This window comes from Ruegeria sp. CE9 (genome assembly GCF_056537425.1).
The window spans coordinates 1-20683 of sequence record NZ_JBQFRO010000007.1 but is presented as its reverse complement, the minus strand read 5'-3'; the positions used below and the strand labels follow the sequence as shown (position 1 = coordinate 20683).

The 20683-nt window shown below is 54.6% G+C and carries 18 protein-coding genes; 12 read left to right on the top strand and 6 right to left on the bottom strand.

Annotated features, from left to right (window positions below; all coding sequences use genetic code 11):
• The 4 genes from hpaD (at position 1) to ACR0B3_RS14245 (ending at position 3798) form a co-directional block, all read left to right on the top strand.
• Positions 1-984: a 3,4-dihydroxyphenylacetate 2,3-dioxygenase gene (hpaD, locus tag ACR0B3_RS14260; RefSeq protein ID WP_480809664.1), complete on the top strand. Its 984-nt coding sequence runs from the start codon at positions 1-3 to the stop codon at positions 982-984.
• Between the two features lie 88 nt (positions 985-1072).
• Positions 1073-1927 carry a fumarylacetoacetate hydrolase family protein gene (locus ACR0B3_RS14255; protein ID WP_480809663.1) on the top strand — a complete coding sequence of 285 codons (855 nt, stop codon included), beginning with the start codon at positions 1073-1075 and terminating at the stop codon, positions 1925-1927.
• Positions 1924-2724: a 2-oxo-hept-4-ene-1,7-dioate hydratase gene (hpaH, locus tag ACR0B3_RS14250; protein ID WP_480809662.1), complete on the top strand. Its 801-nt coding sequence runs from the start codon at positions 1924-1926 to the stop codon at positions 2722-2724. The genes ACR0B3_RS14255 and hpaH overlap by 4 nt, the downstream gene beginning before the upstream one ends.
• A gap of 12 nt (positions 2725-2736) precedes the next feature.
• The gene (locus ACR0B3_RS14245) at positions 2737-3798 is read left to right on the top strand and encodes an aldolase/citrate lyase family protein (RefSeq protein WP_480809661.1); all 1062 of its coding nucleotides are present in this window, start codon (positions 2737-2739) and stop codon (positions 3796-3798) included.
• A 219-nt stretch (positions 3799-4017) separates the two neighbouring features.
• Here the strand turns inward: ACR0B3_RS14245 and ACR0B3_RS14240 are convergent, their stop codons facing one another.
• The 4 genes from ACR0B3_RS14240 to ACR0B3_RS14225 form a co-directional block, all read right to left on the bottom strand.
• Complete coding sequence (locus ACR0B3_RS14240; protein ID WP_480809660.1) at positions 4018-5535, bottom strand: ABC transporter permease; 1518 nt, start codon at positions 5533-5535, stop codon at positions 4018-4020.
• Between the two features lie 10 nt (positions 5536-5545).
• Entirely contained in the window at positions 5546-6595 is a 1050-nt protein-coding gene (locus tag ACR0B3_RS14235) for a quaternary amine ABC transporter ATP-binding protein (RefSeq protein ID WP_480809659.1), read from the bottom strand.
• Positions 6596-6661: 66 nt separating this feature from the next.
• Positions 6662-7633: an ABC transporter substrate-binding protein gene (locus ACR0B3_RS14230; protein WP_480809658.1), complete on the bottom strand. Its 972-nt coding sequence runs from the start codon at positions 7631-7633 to the stop codon at positions 6662-6664.
• A 36-nt stretch (positions 7634-7669) separates the two neighbouring features.
• Complete coding sequence (locus ACR0B3_RS14225; protein ID WP_480809657.1) at positions 7670-9859, bottom strand: DUF1989 domain-containing protein; 2190 nt, start codon at positions 9857-9859, stop codon at positions 7670-7672.
• A gap of 238 nt (positions 9860-10097) precedes the next feature.
• Here ACR0B3_RS14225 and ACR0B3_RS14220 point away from each other — a divergent pair, with 238 nt between their 5' ends.
• The gene (locus tag ACR0B3_RS14220) at positions 10098-11126 is read left to right on the top strand and encodes a LacI family DNA-binding transcriptional regulator (RefSeq protein WP_480809656.1); all 1029 of its coding nucleotides are present in this window, start codon (positions 10098-10100) and stop codon (positions 11124-11126) included.
• 236 nt (positions 11127-11362) lie between these two features.
• Here the strand turns inward: ACR0B3_RS14220 and xylB are convergent, their stop codons facing one another.
• Positions 11363-12799: a xylulokinase gene (gene xylB, locus ACR0B3_RS14215; protein ID WP_480809655.1), complete on the bottom strand. Its 1437-nt coding sequence runs from the start codon at positions 12797-12799 to the stop codon at positions 11363-11365.
• A 119-nt stretch (positions 12800-12918) separates the two neighbouring features.
• On the opposite strand from xylB, the gene ACR0B3_RS14210 reads away from it, so the two are divergent.
• The 7 genes from ACR0B3_RS14210 to ACR0B3_RS14180 all read left to right on the top strand — a co-directional run bounded on the left by ACR0B3_RS14210 (position 12919) and on the right by ACR0B3_RS14180 (position 20457).
• A complete protein-coding gene (locus tag ACR0B3_RS14210; protein WP_480809654.1) occupies positions 12919-13944 on the top strand; it encodes a LacI family DNA-binding transcriptional regulator in 1026 nt (341 codons plus the stop codon).
• A 95-nt stretch (positions 13945-14039) separates the two neighbouring features.
• Positions 14040-15344, top strand: a complete 1305-nt coding sequence (locus ACR0B3_RS14205) for an ABC transporter substrate-binding protein (RefSeq protein WP_480809653.1) — start codon at positions 14040-14042, stop codon at positions 15342-15344.
• Between the two features lie 105 nt (positions 15345-15449).
• Positions 15450-16316 (top strand): carbohydrate ABC transporter permease, encoded by an 867-nt coding sequence (locus ACR0B3_RS14200; RefSeq protein ID WP_480809652.1) that lies wholly within the window; start codon positions 15450-15452, stop codon positions 16314-16316.
• A 12-nt stretch (positions 16317-16328) separates the two neighbouring features.
• Positions 16329-17159: a carbohydrate ABC transporter permease gene (locus ACR0B3_RS14195; protein ID WP_480809651.1), complete on the top strand. Its 831-nt coding sequence runs from the start codon at positions 16329-16331 to the stop codon at positions 17157-17159.
• A gap of 12 nt (positions 17160-17171) precedes the next feature.
• Positions 17172-18176 (top strand): ABC transporter ATP-binding protein, encoded by a 1005-nt coding sequence (locus ACR0B3_RS14190; RefSeq protein ID WP_480809650.1) that lies wholly within the window; start codon positions 17172-17174, stop codon positions 18174-18176.
• Positions 18173-18946, top strand: a complete 774-nt coding sequence (locus ACR0B3_RS14185; RefSeq protein WP_480809649.1) for an L-iditol 2-dehydrogenase — start codon at positions 18173-18175, stop codon at positions 18944-18946. The genes ACR0B3_RS14190 and ACR0B3_RS14185 overlap by 4 nt, the downstream gene beginning before the upstream one ends.
• Complete coding sequence (locus ACR0B3_RS14180) at positions 18946-20457, top strand: mannitol dehydrogenase family protein (RefSeq protein ID WP_480809648.1); 1512 nt, start codon at positions 18946-18948, stop codon at positions 20455-20457. The genes ACR0B3_RS14185 and ACR0B3_RS14180 overlap by 1 nt, the downstream gene beginning before the upstream one ends.
• 4 nt (positions 20458-20461) lie before the next feature.
• Here the strand turns inward: ACR0B3_RS14180 and ACR0B3_RS14175 are convergent.
• On the bottom strand, positions 20462-20683 hold a 222-nt coding region (locus ACR0B3_RS14175; RefSeq protein WP_480809647.1), incomplete at its 5' end, for a hypothetical protein.

Below are 20683 nucleotides of genomic sequence, written 5' to 3'. Positions count from 1 at the left end.
ATGCCCGTTCCAGCCCCTAACCTGTACCCCGACTTCAACACGATCCGGCTGAGCCATGTTTGCCTGAACGTCAGCGATCTGGCTGCATCGCGCAAATTCTACTCAGAGGTTCTGGGCCTTCAGGTTTCGGATGAAAGTGACACGCATGTCTACCTGCGCGCGATGGAAGAACGCGGGCACCACTGTGTGATCCTGCAGAAGTCCGATCAGCCGGGCACCGTTGAAGTCATGGGTTTCAAAACCTTCGACGAAGGGGATCTGGATCGGGCTGAGGCGTATTTTCAATCCAAAGGCCGCCCGACCTCATGGGTCGAGCGTACTTATCAGGGCCGGACTCTATTAACCTCGGACAATATGGGCATACCGCTGGAGTTCTATCACAAGATGGAACGCCTGGAGCCGATCCATCAGAAATACGCGCTGTATCGTGGTGTGAAACCACTGCGGATCGATCACTTCAACTGCTTCTCGACCAATGTCGACGACAGTGTCGCCTTTTACAGTGATTTCGGGTTCCGTGTGACCGAGTATACGGAAGACGAGGACAGCAAACGGCTCTGGGCCGCCTGGATGCATCGCAAGGGTGGGGTGCATGATATGGCCTTTACCAATGGCAAAGGCCCTCGGATGCATCATGTGGCCTTTTGGGTTCCAACGCCGTTGAACATCATCGATCTGCTCGATTTGATGGCAACCACCGGCTATGTCGACAACATCGAACGCGGGCCGGGACGGCATGGCATTTCGAATGCTTTCTTCTTGTACATTCTCGACCCGGACGGTCACCGGATCGAGATTTATTGCTCGGACTATCAGACAGTTGACCCTGATCTCGAACCGATCAAGTGGGACTTGAAGGACCCGCAGCGTCAAACGCTTTGGGGTGCCCCGGCACCGCGCAGTTGGTTTGAGCATGGCACTCCCTTTGTTGGCTTGGATGTTAACGAGCCAGACCTTGATGCATCCCCCATCATCGCCCCTTAGAACAATTGCTTTCATGTTCCGGGCTGGAGGATGTCGTGGAACTTACCTATCTCTGAACCAGTGGGCATAGTTCCGCCAAGGAGGCCTGATGCGCTTTGCAACCTACACTGCCAACGGTGAAACATTTTTTGGTGCCATCACCGATGCGGGCGCGATCGCGTTGAATGATGACTTTCCCAGTTACAGAAGCCTGTATGAGGTTATCGCCTCAGGGGCGTTCAGCCAATTGGCATTGGCAACCGAAGGCAAATCCGTGATACATACCGACTTCACCTATGAGATGGTGATGCCCGATGTCCGGCGCATTCTCTGCGTTGGTGTGAACTTTCCTGATCGCAATGCGGAATACAAAGATGGTAGCGCCCAGCCGAAATACATGTCGCTCTTTCCGCGGTTCGCCAGTGGCTTTACCGGCCATAACCGCCCTTTGATCCGCCCGCCCGAGAACCACACACTAGATTACGAAGGCGAAGTGGCCATCGTCATCGGCAAGGCCGGTCGCCGGATTTCCCAGGATGATGCCTATGATCATATCGCCGCCCTGACCTTGTGTAACGAAGGCACGATCCGCGACTGGGTTCGCCATGCAAAATTCAATGTCACGCAAGGCAAGAACTGGGACCGCTCGGGTGCGATAGGCCCGTGGTTGGTGCCTTTCTCCGATGCCGCCCAGCTGGATGCGGCCCGTATTCAGACCCATGTAAATGGTGAGCTTCGGCAGGACGACAGGTTGAACCGAATGATGTTCCCGATCCGACGTGAGATCGAGTACATCTCAACCTTCATGACCTTGCAGCCCGGCGATATCATTGTCACGGGCACACCCTCGGGGGCAGGGGCGCGGTTTGATCCCCCTAAATACCTGGCGCCTGGTGATGTGGTGGAAGTCTCGGTCGAGGGTATTGGTACCCTGCGCAACACCATCGAGGATGAACACGTATGACCCCAGAAGACCACGCGCGCGCCGCGACCGATCTGCTACGGGCCGAGCAGACTCATGAACAGATCGGCCTTCTGACATTGCGCCATCCCGAAATGGGGATGGACGATGCTTATGAGGTCCAGAACGCCATCTATCGCGCCAAGCTGGCTGAAGGGCGCAAAGTGATTGGGTGGAAGATCGGGTTGACCTCAAAAGCGATGCAATATGCGCTGAATATCGACATTCCCGACAGCGGTATTTTGTTTGATAATATGGTGTTCGAAAATGGCGGAACTGTACCCGCAGGCCGGTTCATTCAACCCCGGATCGAGGCTGAGATTGCGTTTGTCATGAAGGAAGCCATCGGTGGCGCAGGCGTGACCCGCGCGCAAGTTCTGCAAGCAACCGACTACGTAGCGCCCTCAATCGAGATCCTCGATACTCGGATTCAACCAATGGACCCAGAAACCGGAAAGTCTCGTACTGTTTTTGATACGATCAGCGACAACGCTGCCAATGCCGGTATCGTGTTGGGTGCTGAACGCCACGCGGTAGATGCTTTTGATCTACGTTGGGTTGGTGCATTGACCTTCCGCAATCGTGAGATTGAAGAAACGGGTCTGGGGGCCGGTGTGCTGAACGATCCGGTTGAAAGTGTTGTCTGGCTGGCCCATCGTATGGCGCAATACGGTCAAACCATCGAACCGGGCCAAGTCATCCTTTCGGGCAGCTTCATCCGCCCAATTGCCTGCCCATCGGGTACGGAAATCCACGCCGATTTTGGGGCCTTCGGGTCTGTTGATATCAATTTTGCCTAAAGGAGCAATGCCATGCCCGCACCCATAAACGCGTTCAAGGCCGCGCTGAAGGCCAGGCAACCTCAGATCGGGTGCTGGATCGGGATGGCTGATGCCTACGCAGCAGAAATCGCCGCGACAGCGGGATTCGACTGGCTGTTGGTTGATGGCGAACATGCGCCCAATGATCTGCGCTCGACGCTTGAACAGGTCCGCGTGATCGAAGGCTCACCCAGCGCTCCGGTCGCACGTCTGCCGATCGGTGAGACCTGGATGATCAAGCAATACCTTGATGCGGGTGTTCAGAGCATTTTGGTTCCGATGGTCGAAAGCGCGGATCAAGCGCGCGAACTGGTACGCGCGGTGCGATACCCGCCATTCGGTGTCCGAGGTGTGGGTTCGTCCCTAGCGCGCGCTTCGCAATTTGCAGCAATCCCGGACTACCTTACGACGGCGGATGACCAGATTTGCTTGTTGATACAGGTCGAGAACAACGCTGGCATGGCGGCGTTGGACGAGATTCTGACGGTTGATGGTGTTGATGGCATCTTTATCGGGCCGGCTGACCTTGCCGCCGATATGGGCCACATCGGCGATGCTGGCCACCCGAACGTCATGCAGGCGGTTGAAGACGGTCTGAAACGCATTGTCGCGGCGGGAAGGGCTGCAGGAATACTCACGCTGGACCCGGCCATGCAGCGGAGATGCCTTGATATCGGGGTAACTTTTCTGGCCACGGATATTGATGTCACACTGTTCGCAAACAGTATGCGATCCAAAGCGCAAAGTGGTCTTGCGTTGTTGCCAAGGCAGGCAGTATCCGGTTACGCGGCGACTGAAAATGCGGGCAAATACTTACAACAATTGTGCAAGCACTGGTCGCATAAAGGTCAGGTTGAATTCGATACCAATCAGGGGACAGTGACTTTTGACAACGGCAACGTAGTTAAGATGACAGCCAACCCTGAAGGTCTGGAAATTGAGGCTTCAACCGGTCCCCGTGGGGATCTGAAACTATGGAAAACGGTAATAACAGACCATCTGAAACGCTTCGCCTTTCGCGAAGAATTTGAGTTGATCTGGAAAGCTGACTGATGGAGTAAGGTGAAGCGTATTTAAGGACAGCTCTAGTGTGCTGCCTGAGTGTGGTCGACAAGTAGCGTATGTTTCGCTTCTGAGCCCTCATTCTCTAACGAGGGCTTTCGCGATTGTCATCGCTGCCTCACGGTGTCTTGATTTTTGCGGGTGGGGCTTGCGCTAACAAGCCCCGGAAGTTGGTTGCGACACCTAAGGCGCAATATTTGCAGCGCTATTTCATTTCTTGCCCGCCACAATGCGATCAAGGATCAATGCGCAAAAGAGGATTGCCAAACCGGCCAAGATACCTTGCCCCGCAGCGGCGTATTGTAGGGCTTCGAGTACATCTTCGCCCAATCCCTTTGCCCCGATCAGAGAGGCAACAACGACCATTGCCAGTGACATCAGAATGGTTTGGTTTACGCCTGCCATGATTGTTTTATGCGCCAACGGAAGATCCACCCTCCAGAGCAGATACCGAGGAGTTGCACCAAAGGCGAGCGCTGCCTCTCGCACAGTTTCAGGCACTTGTTGTAGCCCCAGCACGGTAAAGCGAATGACTGGTGGACTACCGAAAATCATTGTCGCCACAACTCCAGCAGGTTTGCCTGCCCCAATAAAAGCGACAACGGGGATCAAGTATACGAATGAAGGCATCGATTGCATGAAGTCCAAGATGGGTCGCACGATCGCAAAAGCCCGAGGGCGGCGCGCGCAATAGATACCAAGTGGAATTCCCAGAGTAATTGAGATCAGCGCCGCAGCCCCAAGCAGCGCGATAGTTGTCATCGCTTTTTCCCAGAAATCCAGCAGGCCCAGATAGGCGAGAGCTGCGCCTGTGAAGATTGCGACACGCGGTCCAGCGGACAGGTAGCCCAGCATAATGATCACCAATGCCACGACGGGCCAAGGTGTATCGACAAGAACCACTTCGATCCAGTCCAGCAATGTGCGCATGCCATAGGTTAGACCGTCAAAGAACCCCCTGCCGGCGGTCTTGGTCCACTCAAATACGGCCTGCACACCGTCACCGACATTCAGACGCCAATCACGGTTGGTTGGAAAAGTCTTCAGAACAGCCAAGGCATCTGGTTGCGCGAATTTGATCGCAGAGAGCACGACAACAACCAGAGTTAGCACCGAGGCGATGATCATCCGGGGCGCGGACCACCCATGAGGCACGCTGGAATCCGAACGCCATCTGGCGAATTGTCCTTCCAGCGTCCAGTTTGCCAATGATGCCGCCAGGAATTTTATTGCCAAAAGCAGAACTATCCCGACAGCCAGATAAGTCACGCCTGTGGAATCTGCATTTTGAGCGGCGTTCTGAGCATTGGCTAACGCACCTTCGAGTGACTCCGCGGCTCGTTTCAAAGAGTCCAGTGATGCCGCCCCGGATTGCTCCGCTGCTTGGATCTGCTGTCGACGCAGCTCTAATGTTTGCTCGATCTGATCAGCGCGCTCTCGGAATTCCCTCCCAAGATCGCCAAAGAGGCCCAATCCGATTTGAATATAGGCCAGGGTTTCAAGCACCAGAAAGCCCAGAAACCAAGACCAGAGGCCGCGAGCACCAAACCAGATCGGGCCAAGAATTGCCGCCGCCTTGTTGAGGGTAAAGCGATATCCCGGCGCCTGCATCATGTAAGAGAAGGTTTTTTGATAATAAGCCTGACTCTGGCCAACGAATTCACCGATGAGGGAATCCAATCGGTCGGCGGTTTCGGGTTGGACCTGTTGTGCATCAACGTGTTTCATTGTCGCCCCCTTAAGCCTGACTGTCTTGAATTGCGCGGATGAGCCCCGCGCGATTGATCACACCAACGGTCTTGCCGTCTTGCGTGACCGCCACAACGCCATGCCCATCGACGCAAAGGTTCATCAAGTCAGACAAATCCATATCGGGATGTGCTTTCTTGGCGTCATTGGGAACCTCACCGTGATTTGCCTCGAATTCATCGACCGGTTTCATCACCGCGTGGGCGAAGATCATATTAAGTTTAGAAATTCCTGCGACAAAATCGGCGACGTAGTCATCGGCGGGGTTCAGAATGATCTCCTCCGGCGTGCCGATCTGTACGATACGCCCATCCTTCATGATGGCGATGCGATGACCAATGCGTATTGCCTCGTCGAGGTCATGTGTAATGAACATTGTGGTCTTGTTAAGCTTATGACTGAGCTCCATGAACTGATCTTGCAATTGCTTGCGGATCAGCGGATCGAGTGCCGAAAACGGTTCGTCCATCAACAAAATCTCCGGATCTGCAGCGATAGCGCGGGCAAGCCCGACGCGCTGTTGCATACCGCCCGAGAGTTCATGTGCGTATTTGTCTTCCCAGCCGTTAAGTTCCACAAGCTCAAGAACGCGGTCCGCCTCTTCCCAGCGCCGCGCTTTACCTGTGCCCCTAATTTCCAATGGCATGGCGACGTTGTCTCGAACGGTGCGGTGAGGCATCAGGCCAAAGTTCTGAAAGACCATGGCAACGCGTCGGTTGCGCAGATCGCGAAGGCCTTCGTCGTTTAGGCCCATGACATCATCGCCATCCAGGAAAATATGTCCGTCCGTGGGTTCAAGAAGACGGTTCACATGACGCACTAGGGTCGATTTTCCTGAACCGGACAGTCCCATTACGCAGAACAGCTCCCCGCGCTCGATTTCAAAGCTGGCATCGGCGACGCCAACAACGCAATTGAAGCGTTCCAATACTTCGGCTTTGCTAAGCCCCTCACTATGAATAGCTTTCAGTGCATCTTGTGCCTTTGGTCCGAACACCTTCCAAACGCCGCGTGCATCAATTGCGATATCCGCTGTCATGCTGATCCCACCTTGGTCTAACTTGCAGATATTGCCCCCGACCAACAAGTCGGGGGCAATTCGACGTCAGTTGGTTTTCAGTCCAAGCCAACCATCAATCGTATCGCCATTTGCCGCGATCCATTCGGCGACAACCTCATCAGTGTCGCGCCCTTTCACAACGACTTCGTAGGTCAGCCCGCTTAGCTGATCGGCTTCCATATTGATATTGCTTAGAAATGAAGCCGCTGCCGGATTGCGCTGTTCCAACGATTTGGAATGGGCAACTGTCACGGTCTTTACGGGCTCACCCGTGCTGACATGGGATTTGTTATACCAATCCGCATCCTGATCCGGCTGAACCATCTTGTAGGTTGCTGCGTCGTGCTCGGGTTCTTCCAGAATTGTCACGTCATAGAGCGCATGTACGTAGTGCGGTGCGTAGCAATAAAAGGCAGCGCCTTTCCTCTGATCGATCTGATCCTTGAGGCGCGAGTAAAATACTGTTTCATCCTCGGTGGTTGGCGTCAGGAACGTTTCGATCCCATAATCCCGAACACGAACCTTGAAGGTATTGGTCGAGGCCCAGCCAGATGCCCCTACCCACACTTCGCCCGTGCCGTCACCATCAGAATCAAACAGCTCTTGTGCCATCGGCGTGGCCAGATCGTAGATCGATCTGATATTGTGATCTTCGACCATATAGTTAGGAACACAAATACCTGCGCGACCTTCGTAATTTCCAGAAGACAGCGCGACAGTGCCTTTTTGATCTACATATTCATCGGTGAATGAAGATTGGTTCGGCAACCAAACGTCCGGATGCACGTCGATATCGCCGCGGCCACCGTCCATGGATGCAAAGATCACGGCGTTGGCACCCGGTGCGTAACCAACCTCACCGCCTAAACGAGTTTCGATCACCTGTCCGATCACACGGCTCATGATTTTTGCGCCGGGCCAGCTGGGCTCACCAACCATAACTTTTTCTTGCGCCAGTGCAGATGTCGTGCCCAAAGCGAAAGCCAGTGTTGCTGTAAGTGTTGTTAGTCTATTCATCTGATATTCTCCCGTTGCGTAGTTTGTGGTGCGCCATCAGGCGCGCGCCCGCTTGCGTTGCGGGTCTATGAATGGAGTGTCTGATACCGTTGCTCTCAGGCGCTTCATCCGTCCGTCGAGCTGTCCAATTTCGAGCGGGGTGCCGTTGTGTGCAAACTCAACCGAAAGACGCGCCATTGCGACGGCGTGTTCCAACATTGGTGAGCGCGTGGCCGAAGTGACCACCCCGACCTGCCGCTCGCCTACATAGACTGGGGCACCGTGGGCCGGCACGTCATCACATCCGATCAAGAGCCCTTTAAGCAATCGGCGCGGCTCTCGTGCATTTCGTTCAAGCGCTGCTTTGCCAACAAAGTTGTTCTTGTTCAGATCGATTGCGAAGCCCAACCCCGCCTCGAACGCGTCTATACCTGGTGCGAATTCCGCGTTTGCCGCTGCTAACCCAGCTTCGATCCGGATGATGTCCAGCGCGGCAGAACCCATGGGCGTGATCCCGAATTCGTCTCCCGCTTCTATCACGGCATCCCATATAGCGACCGCATCGGATTTTGAGCAAAAGATCTCGTAGCCCAATTCTCCTGTATAGCCGGAGCGCGACAGCATGAACGGAGCGCCCTCTCGATCATTGAGCCGTGCGACAGTGACACCGAACCACTTCAAATCATCCAACGAAGGTACGTGCGGCTGGGTGAAAGCTAACTTACGCAGAAGGGCTCGCGAATTTGGTCCCTGAATTGCAAGGTTCGGCATCGCGTTTCGCATTGCGTGAACGCGAGCCTGAAGGCCCAAATCCGTTGCCAAAGACTGTAGCGTTCTGCCGCTTTCTTCTGAGCCGCAGCACCAACGGAAAATATCGGGCGCAAGGCGGAACAGCGTTCCATCATCTATGACCGAGCCACTTTCATCGCACATAAGCGTATAGGAGCCCCGCCAGACAGCCAGTTTGGCGACATTGCGCGTTGTAGCCTGCTGAAGCAGTTTTTCGGCATCCGGACCAATGATGTCGAATTTGCGCAAGCCGCTCATATCCTGCACAGTCACAGCCTCACGACATGCCCAATACTCGCCCAGTGTGCCATGCGCGGGAAAGCTGACCGGCGTCCAAAGATCGCGTGCGGGTGCGAAGAGCTGAGTCAGAGGGGCAAGCCGGTCATGAAATGCAGATTCCTGACTGATCGACATTGGGGCATCTTCCTTTTCGCGATAGGCAACAGCGCGACGGATCGGGGTTTCAGGACGGTAGATGCGTACATGCACATCTGTCGGGTTCCATCCGTTGATTGGGTCAACGTCATCCGGACAAGCGGTTGAAACACAAACAAGATTTTCCATAGCGCGCATTGCGATATAGTCGCCGGGTCGTGAGAAGGATTCTTCGGTCAGAATGTGATGCGACGTTGGGTCGATCCATGTATTCCAGAAGAAATTGATCGCTGGCCAAGCTGATCGCCTTGCGACGCCGAAAGGAGCCAGCGCGTTCGACATATTGTCAGAACAGTTTACGTGGCCTGGAAAGCCGCGCTCTTCATAACCTCGTGAGGTACAGGCAAGGCCGAAAGTGTCGTGGCGACCGCAGGTGTCCTGCATTACGTTCAACAGTGGCCGCATTTCTCGATCGTAAAACTTGTCCAGCAAACCGGGGCCGGGATAGGCCCGCCGGACAATCGAGCGAGTTGCGGTCGAGTCGATCATCCACTCAGATCCTCGTTCCAACGCGTCAGAACGAAATGCCATGAAGTCAGAGCACTGCTGCCCCTCTACGTCGATGATCTGTACAAATTCACCTGCCTTCAGTTCGTATGCGATCCCTGTTCCGCGCCGAACGGTGAATTCATCCCGCGTATCCCCAAGCAGTGGCGGTAGCAGGGGATCGTCCGAATTTGCACGTTGATGCGAAGCTGTAACGCAACCTGTCCCCATACCTTTGATCAGGCCAGAAACTGGGGTTGGTCGGATCAACCATAGTGTTACGTGATCAAAGGCCCGCAGAATCAAGGGTTCGGAAGAGGTCATTAATCTGTGACACGCAACCTCGTGTTCGGGGTTGCCACCATTTGATAAAATCCAACTCGCGTATCGTTCACTGTCGAATTTTGCTTGATCAACCGCCCCGTTGGCCTCGATTTTTAGGTGTGATAGTGCGGATCGCCCATTGGAAATGGCAACGATGTCGACAGGAACAGACTGCAGCGTTGCATCCAAAGACAAAAGGTCTCCGGTGCTCATCTCAACGCGTTCCGCCTCACGTGGGGCTAAGACAAATCTCCGAGAGTTGGCGGTTTCAGGGAAGCCCGGGAACCTGCGCCCCAGGCTATCGAACCCTGTATTTGTGAATGCGTGTAAGACTTCGGTACCTTGCATATCGTCTTTGGATTCTTGTTATGAAACTAGTTACAGAGGTTGATGAAACTAGTTACATATGTCAACACTTTCATAAGAATTCGACAGATGGACGCAATTTCAGGTGAAACAAAAAGACCCTGCGCTGAAGAAGCGCGCAAATCTCAGGGATGTTGCAAAAGCAGCAGGTGTGTCGGTCGCAACAGTATCGCGGGTTTTGAACGAGCCGGGCGTAGTAAAGAAAGACACGCTGGAAAAAGTCCAGAATGCAATTGAAGAACTTCGTTTTGTACCCAGTGCAGCTGCGAGGGCAATCAACTCTGGTCGCACCCGATTCGTTGGCGCTCTGGTTCCTACATTGGACAATGCCATTTTTGCTCGATTTTTGGCCGCTCTCGAACGAAGGTTGTCCGAAGATGGGCTTTCGCTGATAGTCTCCACAACCGATTCTGACCTGGACGTTGAAGCTGCAAAGGCGAAAGGTCTGGTGGATATCGGGGCGGAGGGTTTGATCGTCACCGGAGTAACGCACAACGCCGAGTTTCACGATCTGATTGATCGCACAATCATCCCGACGATTGTTACGTCCAGCTACGATGACACCAACCCGTTCCCAACGATTGGGTACGACAACAAAGCTGCGGCGCAACTGGCGATGCAACACCTTATCGGGCTTGGTCATCGACGAATTGCAATCGTGCACGGGCCTGTTCATAACAATGATCGCACAAGAGCGCGGCTTTCTGGCCTGCGCTCTAAGCACGAGGCGGATGAACTCTCAATGATTGAGACCGATATTAGCCTCAGCGGTGGCGCCAAAGCCGCTGAGCGAATTGTAAGTAGATCGATTGCGCCCGACGCCATCCTATGCCTTTCAGATGTTCTAGCGTTAGGCGTCCTTTTTGGGCTCCAATCGAAAGGAATAAGTGTGCCCGATGACGTATCGTTGATGGGTATTGACGACTTGCCGAGCTCTGCTGTTGCTGTCCCATCATTAACTACGATTCATCTTCCTGTCTCTCGAATGGGTGAAAGGGCCGCTGCGGCACTTGCGCGTTGGATCTCGTCTCAGGACAGGCCAATGGCTGAAAAGCTGGAGGCAAATCTGATTGAAAGAAGCTCAACGATCCGCAACAGAAGCTCGAACGGCTAGAGCGATCTTTGATCGGCTGGCTATGTGCAATTGCTTATTGAGACTCCAAAACGTCATAGGCGGATCATGTTGGCGGCTTTGATTCTTACCAGAGCTATTGCAGTGGAAGCGAAGCTTTTGAAGTCCGGTATCAGATATTCCTGCGTGCTGCCTAAAATCAATCATCGGATGGATAATGCCTCATGGTGCTGCAACAAGCCGATCATGGTTTGCGGCTGAATTTTTCACAAAGGCAACTAATCGACAGCACGGACTGCGAAATACAACTTGCGAAACCGCGACAATCGCTCGAACAATTCTGGCGTGTCAGCGGGTTCGAACCTGTCAGTGCCCGGAAGTTGACTCGCAATATCATCAATGCTCAACGCGCCGATGCCACAAGCTGCCAATCGAGCGGCGCCAAGGGCTGGGCCGGAATCCGCACCGTTTGAGCGGACGATGGGTTTCCCGATCACAGTTGCGATGAGACCCAGCAACAGATCAGATCTACTGCCACCTCCAATTGCGGCAAGTTCCGGCAAGTTGTCTATTGTGTCGCCGAAACTCCGCGCTGCGTCAGCAAAGCAAAATGCAATTGCTTCGACCACGGAACGGCAGATATCTGCGCGTGTTGTCGAATCCTCAAGGCCGAAAAAACAGGCCCGGATATGTGGGTCTCCGAGCGGGCTACGCTCGCCTGTCAGATAGGGCAAGAAAATCGGCATTCGGTCGCTGCTGACCGTTTCTGCAAGCGCAACAACTTCGGACGCAGACAATCCCAGTTGTCCGCCGATCCACGAAATCGGCCTTGCTCCGTTCAGCATTGCTGCCATTTGGTACCAGCGGTCCGGTACTGTGTGCGCAAAGGCGTGCACGTAGCGTTCCGGGTTGGGTTTGAATTTACGATCTGCAACAAACAGTTGGCCGGATGTTCCGAGAGAGATAAATCCGCGCCCGGGTTCGGTCGCGCCTAAAGATACTGCGCCAGTTGCCGCATCTCCTCCGCCTGCCACGACGGGGATGCCGGGTTTCAGTCCGGTCTTTGCTGCAGTTTGTGCGGTAACTGTCCCAACGACGATGTGGCCGTCGAAAACTTGCGGTAGCCATTCGGGCACTACGTCAGTGGCCTCTGCAACGCCACCGTGCCAAGTACGTGAAGCTTGATCGAGCCACAGTGTCCCGGCGGCATCGGACGTGTCGGTCGCCAACTCTCCATGTAGGCATAGGCCGACATAGTCTTTCGGCAGCAGGATATATGCAAGTCGGTCATAGTTTGCAGATTCATGTTTTTTGAGCCACGCAATCTTGGGCGCTGTAAATCCCGGCAGCGGAAGGACGCCTGCGATCTGACCAATCTGCGGCTGGGATAGGCGCAGTTCATCGCATTCTTGTGCCGCCCTGCTGTCATTCCAAAGGATTGCCGGGCGAATCGGGCGCAGATTGCGGTCCAGCAAAACGGCTCCATGCATTTGACCGGACAATCCGATGGCTTTTACGTCTGATAGCGTGATTTGCCCGGCAAGCTGCTTCAGTGCATCACGCGTTGCCTGCCACCACAGGTCCGGGTGCTGTTCTGACCAGCCGGGCTGCGGAGAGGAAGTCTGAATCTCTTTTGAAGAGGTGGCTAGAATTCGATCAGCGTCTGCGCAAACAATTTTGATTGCTGACGTTCCGATATCGATCCCAAGATACATCTAAACCCCATGCTTGCACAATCGCCCGGACCATGTCTGGCTATTGATTTTTAGCGCGCGCAAAGAATATGTAAAATTAGGATAAGATCAAGGCGACCAAGATCCGCAGGCAGACCGGCATGACCAAAATCAAGAATATGGAAGAATTCGCGGCCCTCAGCGGGATCTCGCGGCCCACGGTATCCAAGTATTTCCACGATCCAGATAGCGTTCGGCAAACAACACGGGCCCGCATCGAAGAGGCTCTTGAACGGTTTGACTATCGTCCAAACATCTACGCCGTGAATCAGAACCGGAAGCTGACAAAGAATATCGGCATTGTTGTTCCCTATCTGGCCGACCCGTTTTTCGCCGAGATTGCGCGCTATCTGGAACAAAGCTGTATTGCTGCGGGCTATAGGCCTTCGCTCTTCAGCGCCCATGGTGAGCAAAAGTTGGAAAACGAGATTCTGGACGGCCTGCAATCTATGAAGCCGGCGGGAGTTTTGTTGGCGCCATTGGGTCGGATTTCAGACCGCTCAGCGATTGAGAAATTTTGTGCCAATGTACCAACGGTGCTCTTTGACAGTAACCTTGATGGGTTAGGGGCCGCTTTTGTTGGATCGGACAATTTCAGTTTTGTGTCGCAGACCGTGGAATACATGACCCGGACAGGCGAACCGCCCTCTTTCTTTGAGATGCGCACGCCCGCGAACCCGAACGCCAATAAACGCCGAAAGGCCTATGTTGAAGTGATGGAGCGTCTTGGGTTCGAGCCGCATATCATCAAGGTCGATGGCAAAGGGTGGGCGTTTGAACAGATCGGGCACAAAGGCGCGTTGAAGACCCTGCAAGAGCGCACGCTAAAAACCAACTCCGTTCTTTGCAGCAATGATCGACTGGCCATTGGCTTCCTTGCGGCTTGCTTTGAGCAGGGGATTCGGGTCGGCCGAAAGGAAGATTGCACGTTGCGCGTTGCGTCAAATGACGATCATCCGTTCGCAAAATTTACATGCCCGTCACTGACCACAGCGGCGCATGATTACGATAATGTCGCCGGGCGCAGTGTGGAGACGCTGTTTGAACTTATTGAAAGTGGAGGAAAATTCGACGATCGGACCGAAACGCTATTTCCCGCGCGGCTTGTCCTGAGGGATTCTGCGTGAGATTCAAATTTTAACGCGCGTAAAGTTTTTATTGACGCCGCGACAATTTATATCCTAGGTTCTCTGTACGACATCCAAGCTCAGGGAGGACAGGGATGTATCTGAAGAACGCACTTCGTGCGGCGACTGCACTGACATTCGTCGCCACGGCAGCTGCCCACGCGCAATCCATTACAATCGCCACCGTCAACAACGGCGACATGATCCGGATGCAGGGCTATACTGACAAATTCACCGAAGCGACCGGCATTGACGTCGAGTGGGTAACACTTGAAGAAAACGTGCTGCGTCAGCGCGTAACCACCGACATCACTACCAAAGGTGGTCAGTTCGACATCATGACCATCGGCATGTACGAAACCCCGATCTGGGGCGCAAATGGCTGGTTGGTGCCGCTTGAGGGGATGTCGGCCGAATATGATGTGGATGACATTCTGCCCGCCATGCGCAATGGTCTCAGCCACGAAGGGACGCTTTATGCCGCGCCTTTCTATGGCGAAAGCTCGATGATCATGTATCGCAAGGACCTGATGGAAAAGGCTGGTCTTGAGATGCCTGAGGCGCCAACCTGGCAGTTTATCCGCGAAGCAGCGGCGGCGATGACCGACCGTGACAATGACATCAACGGTATCTGTTTGCGCGGCAAGGCCGGTTGGGGTGAAGGCGGTGCCTTTATCACCGTCACCGGAAACTCATTTGGTGCGCGATGGTTTGACGAAGACTGGAAGCCCCAGTTCGATCAGCCCGAATGGAATGAGGCGCTGACCTTCTTTGTCGACATGATGTCGGAATCCGGTCCGGCAGGTTATGCAACCAATGGGTTCAACGAAAACCTCTCGCTGTTCCAGCAGGGCAAATGCGGTATGTGGATCGACGCAACCGTTGCGGCGTCGTTTGTGACCAATCCTGACGACTCGACGGTTGCTGACCAGGTTGGCTTTGCGCTGGCTCCGAATTCGGAAGGTGTCGACAAGCGCTCGAACTGGCTCTGGGCCTGGGCTCTGGCGATCCCGGCGGGCACCCAGCAAGAGGATGCGGCCAAACAGTTCATCGAGTGGGCCACTTCAAAGGATTACATCGAACTGGTTGCCGAAAATGAAGGCTGGGCCAATGTTCCACCGGGTGCACGTACATCTCTGTATGAAAACCCGGAATACCTGAAGGTTCCATTCGCACAGATGACGCTGGATTCGATCCTGTCAGCTGATCCGAACAACCCGACGGTCAAACCAGTGCCCTATGTCGGCATACAGTTTGCAGCAATTCCTGAGTTTGCGGGCATTGCTACGCAAGTGAGCCAGGAATTCTCGGCCGTCTATGCCGGGCAGCAAACGGTAGAGGAGGCGCTTGAGAAAGCGCAGGCCTTCACCGCTGAAGAAATGGAAGCCGCAGGTTACTGAGGCACACTCCCCGCGGGCGGGCAGCTTTTGCCCCCCGCTTTACCCTTCCACAATTCGCGTTTTTCTCACAGGCTGAGTTACGCCTGAACAGAGAGGGTTTGCGTAATGGCTACTCAACATTCCCGATCCGTTGCTCGCCTGATGATGGCACCTGCAGTGGTCCTGCTGCTTGGCTGGATGCTGGTGCCTCTGACGATGACGCTGTATTTTTCTTTCAAGAAGTATCTGCCGCTGCGCGGTGGTGATTTGGGCTGGGTCGGGTTCGACAACTATGTCCGGTTTGTCTCGTCCAGTTCCTTCTGGCCTGCGGTCCAAGCAACCTTGGTGATCGTAGGCGGTGTCCTGATCATCACCGTCGTGCTGGGCATCCTGCTTGCGATGCTGCTGGATCAACCCATGTGGGGGCAGGGCGTCGTCCGCATCCTTGTGATTGCGCCGTTCTTTGTGATGCCCACCGTATCGGCACTGGTTTGGAAGAACATGTTCATGGACCCGGTGAACGGCCTGCTGGCGCATCTATGGCGTTTTTTCGGGGCCGAGCCGATCTCGTGGCTGTCCGAAGCGTCGATGACCTCGATCATCATGATCGTCTCGTGGCAGTGGCTGCCGTTTGCGACGCTGATCCTGCTGACCGCGATCCAGTCTCTGGACAGCGAACAGCTGGAAGCGGCAGAAATGGACGGAGCGCCAGTTCTGAAGCGGTTCTATCACATCGTTCTGCCGCATCTGAGCCGAGCGATTACGATCGTGATCCTGATCCAGACAATCTTTCTTTTGTCGATCTTCGCCGAGATATTCGTGACCACCGGCGGCGCATTCGGCACCCGTACACTCACCTACCTGATCTTCCAGCGCGTGCTGGAAAGCCAGAATGTTGGCCTGGGTTCAGCCGGAGGTGTCTACGCAATCATCCTTGCCAACATCGTTGCCATCTTCCTGATGCGCATCGTCGGCAAGAACCTGGACGCGTGAGGAGGTAAGATCATGGCCCGCGCCGTCACAACCCGCCGTAAATCACTGAACACCGCAATCGCATGGGCAATTGGTTTGCTGATCTTCTTTCCAATCCTCTGGACGATCCTGACCAGTTTCAAGACAGAGGCGCAGGCGATTGCAAGCCCACCCTTGTTCCTGAACTTCGACTGGACGCTTGAGAACTATGCCATCGTGCAAGAGCGCTCGGACTATATGCGGTTCCTTTGGAACTCGGTGATCATCGCGGGTGGTTCAACCATACTGGGTGTGATCATCGCGGTTCCCGCAGCCTGGGCAATGGCCTTTGTCCCGTCCAAGCGGACCAAGGACATCCTGCTGTGGATGCTGTCCACCAAGATGCTGCCTGCGGTTGGGGTGCTCTATCCGATTTACCTGCTGTTCATTCGACTGGGGCTGCTCGACACACGCGGAGGGCTGGTTGTCGTGCTGATGCTGATCAATCTACCGATCATCGTATGGATGCTTTACACCTATTTTCGCGAAATTCCGGGCGAAATTCTGGAAGCCGCGCGGATGGACGGGGCGACGCTGAAAGAGGAAATCCTCTATGTCCTGACACCAATGGCCGTGCCCGGTATCGCCTCGACCGTTCTGTTGAACTTCATCTTGGCTTGGAATGAGGCGTTCTGGACGCTTAATCTGACGGCCGTTGATGCGGCTCCGCTAACAGCTTTCATCGCCAGTTATTCCAGCCCCGAAGGCCTGTTCTTTGCCAAGCTAAGTGCGGCCTCGACAATGGCGATCGCACCTATCCTGATCCTTGGCTGGTTCAGCCAGAAACAACTTGTACGCGGCCTGACCTTCGGCGCTGTGAAATAAGGAAAACGACTTATGGGACGTATTCAACTCAAGTCTGTGACCAAAAGCTTCGGTGATGTGCAGGTCATTCCACCTCTGGATCTGACCATCGAAGATGGCGAGTTCACTGTCTTCGTCGGCCCCTCGGGCTGCGGCAAGTCCACGCTGCTGCGTTTGATCGCTGGGCTGGAAGATATCACCTCGGGCTCCATCGATATTGACGGTTCGGATGCGACTGATGTGCCGCCCGCCAAGCGTGGTCTGGCGATGGTTTTCCAGTCATATGCCTTGTACCCACATATGAGCGTGCGCAAGAACATCGCATTTCCGCTACGCATGGCCAGATTGGACCAAGCCGAAATCGACAAGCGCGTTGAAGGTGCAGCGAGCGTTCTGAACCTGAGCGATTATTTGGATCGACGCCCCGGGCAACTGTCAGGCGGCCAGCGTCAGCGCGTTGCAATTGGTCGCGCGATTGTTCGTGAACCGGCCGCTTTCCTGTTCGACGAACCGCTGTCGAACTTGGATGCGGCACTGCGCGTTGGTATGCGGCTGGAGATCAGCGAGTTGCACGAACGTCTTGCGACCACGATGATCTACGTGACCCATGATCAGGTCGAGGCCATGACAATGGCCGACAAGATCGTCGTTCTGCAGGCCGGAGTAATCGAACAAGTCGGCAGCCCTTTGGAGCTTTACCGTGCGCCACGCAACAAATTTGTTGCTGGGTTCATCGGCTCACCCAAGATGAATTTCATCGAGGGTCCAGAGGCCGCAAGACATGGCGCTCAGAGCATCGGCATCCGTCCCGAACATATCACTGTATCGGAAACCGAAGGGGAGTGGTCAGGCGTTGTGAGTGTTTCAGAGCATCTGGGCTCTGATACCTTCTTCCACGTGCACGAGACCGGTCTGGCCGATACAATCACAGTCCGCGCGGACGGTGAGGTTGGTTTTCGCCACGGAGATCGCATTCATCTAACTCCACGGTCAGACGTGATTCACCGTTTTGATGCAAGTGGTTTGCGGATCGAATGAAACGTCTTGCGGGCAAAACTGCCCTGATCACCGGGGCTGCACGTGGCATTGGGCTCGCCTTTGCCAAGGCCTATGCGGCAGAGGGCGCGCGTGTTGCAATTGCTGATGTCGATACCGAGCGCGCGAAAGATGCAGCAGCCGAAATCGGTGATGCCGCAATCGCCGTTCGGATGGATGTGACCAGCCAGCAAAGCATTGACCAAGCCGTTGCACAAACGGCTGAACACTTTGGTCCGATCGATATTCTGATCAACAATGCGGCTATATTCTCAGCCGCCCCAATCGTTGAGATTGAGCGAGACGACTATAGCCGCGTGTTCGACATCAACGTGTCTGGAACGCTGTTCACGATGCAGGCGGTTGCACGCCATATGATCGAGCACGGGACCAAGGGCCGTATCATCAACATGGCATCTCAGGCCGGACGAAGGGGAGAGCCTTTGGTTGCCGTTTATTGTGCAAGCAAGGCGGCGATCATATCGCTCACACAATCCGCCGGGCTGAATCTGATCTCTTATGGGGTCAACGTTAACGCCATAGCTCCGGGCGTGGTGGATGGCGAACATTGGGACGGTGTGGATGCTTTCTTTGCTAAGCACGAAGGAAAGCCGCCCGGGCAGAAAAAACGCGAAGTTGCGGAGTCTGTGCCTTATGGCCGAATGGGTCGTGCGGAAGACCTGACCGGTATGGCGGTATTTTTGGCCTCTGATGAGGCCGAGTACATCGTTGCGCAAACCTACAATGTCGACGGCGGAAACTGGATGAGCTGATGAACCCTGCGGCAAACACTAATGCTCTGGTAGAGCTCGGGCGAGGAGGTCTTTCCGCGTTGACCGACGCGGTCGTAACGCCGACATATGACGTCTCGGATTTAACACCGGGTGTTGTCCATATCGGAGTGGGTAACTTTCACCGGGCGCATCAAGCTTGGTATTTTCATCAGTTGATGCAACAAGGGCTAGCTACGGATTGGGCGATCCTGGGGGCGGGCGTGCGAAGCTACGATGCCCGGATGCGAGAAAAGTTGTTGGCCCAGGATTGTTTGACGACATTGATTGAGCTTGATCCACGGGGTGTTTCTGCCGAAGTTATTGGTCCAATGGTCAACTACCTGCCGATCGAGCAGGGCAACGCGACGTTGATCCGCAAAATGGCTGATCCATCCATTCGTATTGTCTCGCTTACTGTCACGGAAGGCGGGTATTTCCTGGACACCAACACGGGCGAATTCGACGCAGATCACGAAGAAATCCGCCATGATGTCACCAACCCCCATCAGCCGAATACAGCCTTTGGAGCAATCGTTGCCGCGCTAAAGCAACGCCGGGAGAACGGAGCGCCACCGTTTACGGCACTAAGCTGCGATAACCTTCAGGGCAATGGAACGATATTGCGCAATTGTGTGGTGGGACTGGCGCGTTTATCTGATCCTGATCTTGCCGATTGGATAGACCGGAACGGTGCTTTCCCGAACTCGATGGTGGATTGCATCGTGCCCGCCACGACTGATCAGGTTGTCGCCCAATGCCACGCGCTTGGGATCGATGATCGTGCCCCCGTATCACACGAAAATTTCCGCCAATGGGTTATCGAAGATGATTTCTGCGCTGGGCGACCACCTTTGGAACAAGTAGGCGTCACGGTCACCCGGGATGTTCACAGCTATGAGGCTATGAAGCTGCGGATATTGAACGGGGGCCACCAACTGCTCGCGAATGTCGGAGAGATTTTGCATATCCCGACTATTTCAGACTGCATGCAGGACCCCGATATCCTGGCGTTTTTCCAGAAGGTGCAGAGCGATGAAATCCTGCCCCATGTTCAAGCCGTGCCGGGGACGACCGGAGAAGAGTATCTTGGTTTGGTTGTACAGCGGTTTTCGAACAGCGCCGTTTATGACACAACGCGCCGGGTCGCGTTTGACGGCTCTTCCCGACACCCGGGGTTTTTGCTGCCGTCGTTGCGCGATGCAGTTGCATCCGGAACTTCCACACATGGCCTTGCACTGGCCGAGGCATTTTGGTGCAGGATGTGTGCCGGTATTCGTGAAGATGGCTCAGATATCGCCCCCAATGATCCGCATTGGGAGAACCTGCAAAAGACAGCGCGTGCGTCAAAATTTGATCCCGAGCTTTGGCTCGATCAAAGCCAGTACTATGGAGACTTTGGCCGCAGCGCACAATATTCCAAAGCTTTTGCCTCTTGGTTGACCTTGATCTGGGAGCGGGGCAGTCGGGCAGCTATTGCCGAATATTCTGCGCTGTATACAAATTCGCGGTAATTTCCTATCGCAATTCTCGACTGACCCCCAGATCTCCTATCTTTGCAGCGGCTGGTGAGCGTGCGATTTGAGGATATCCACTTGGCAACTTTTGATCCATCAACCACTTCATGGCCGCGTAGTTCCGATACTGCGGGTTCAGCGCCCAAAATACACCGGTGCCCAGCACAGCAAGTCCGAACGTAACGGCTCGTTTTTTCAAAGCTGAAGTTTCGGTGTTCTGGGT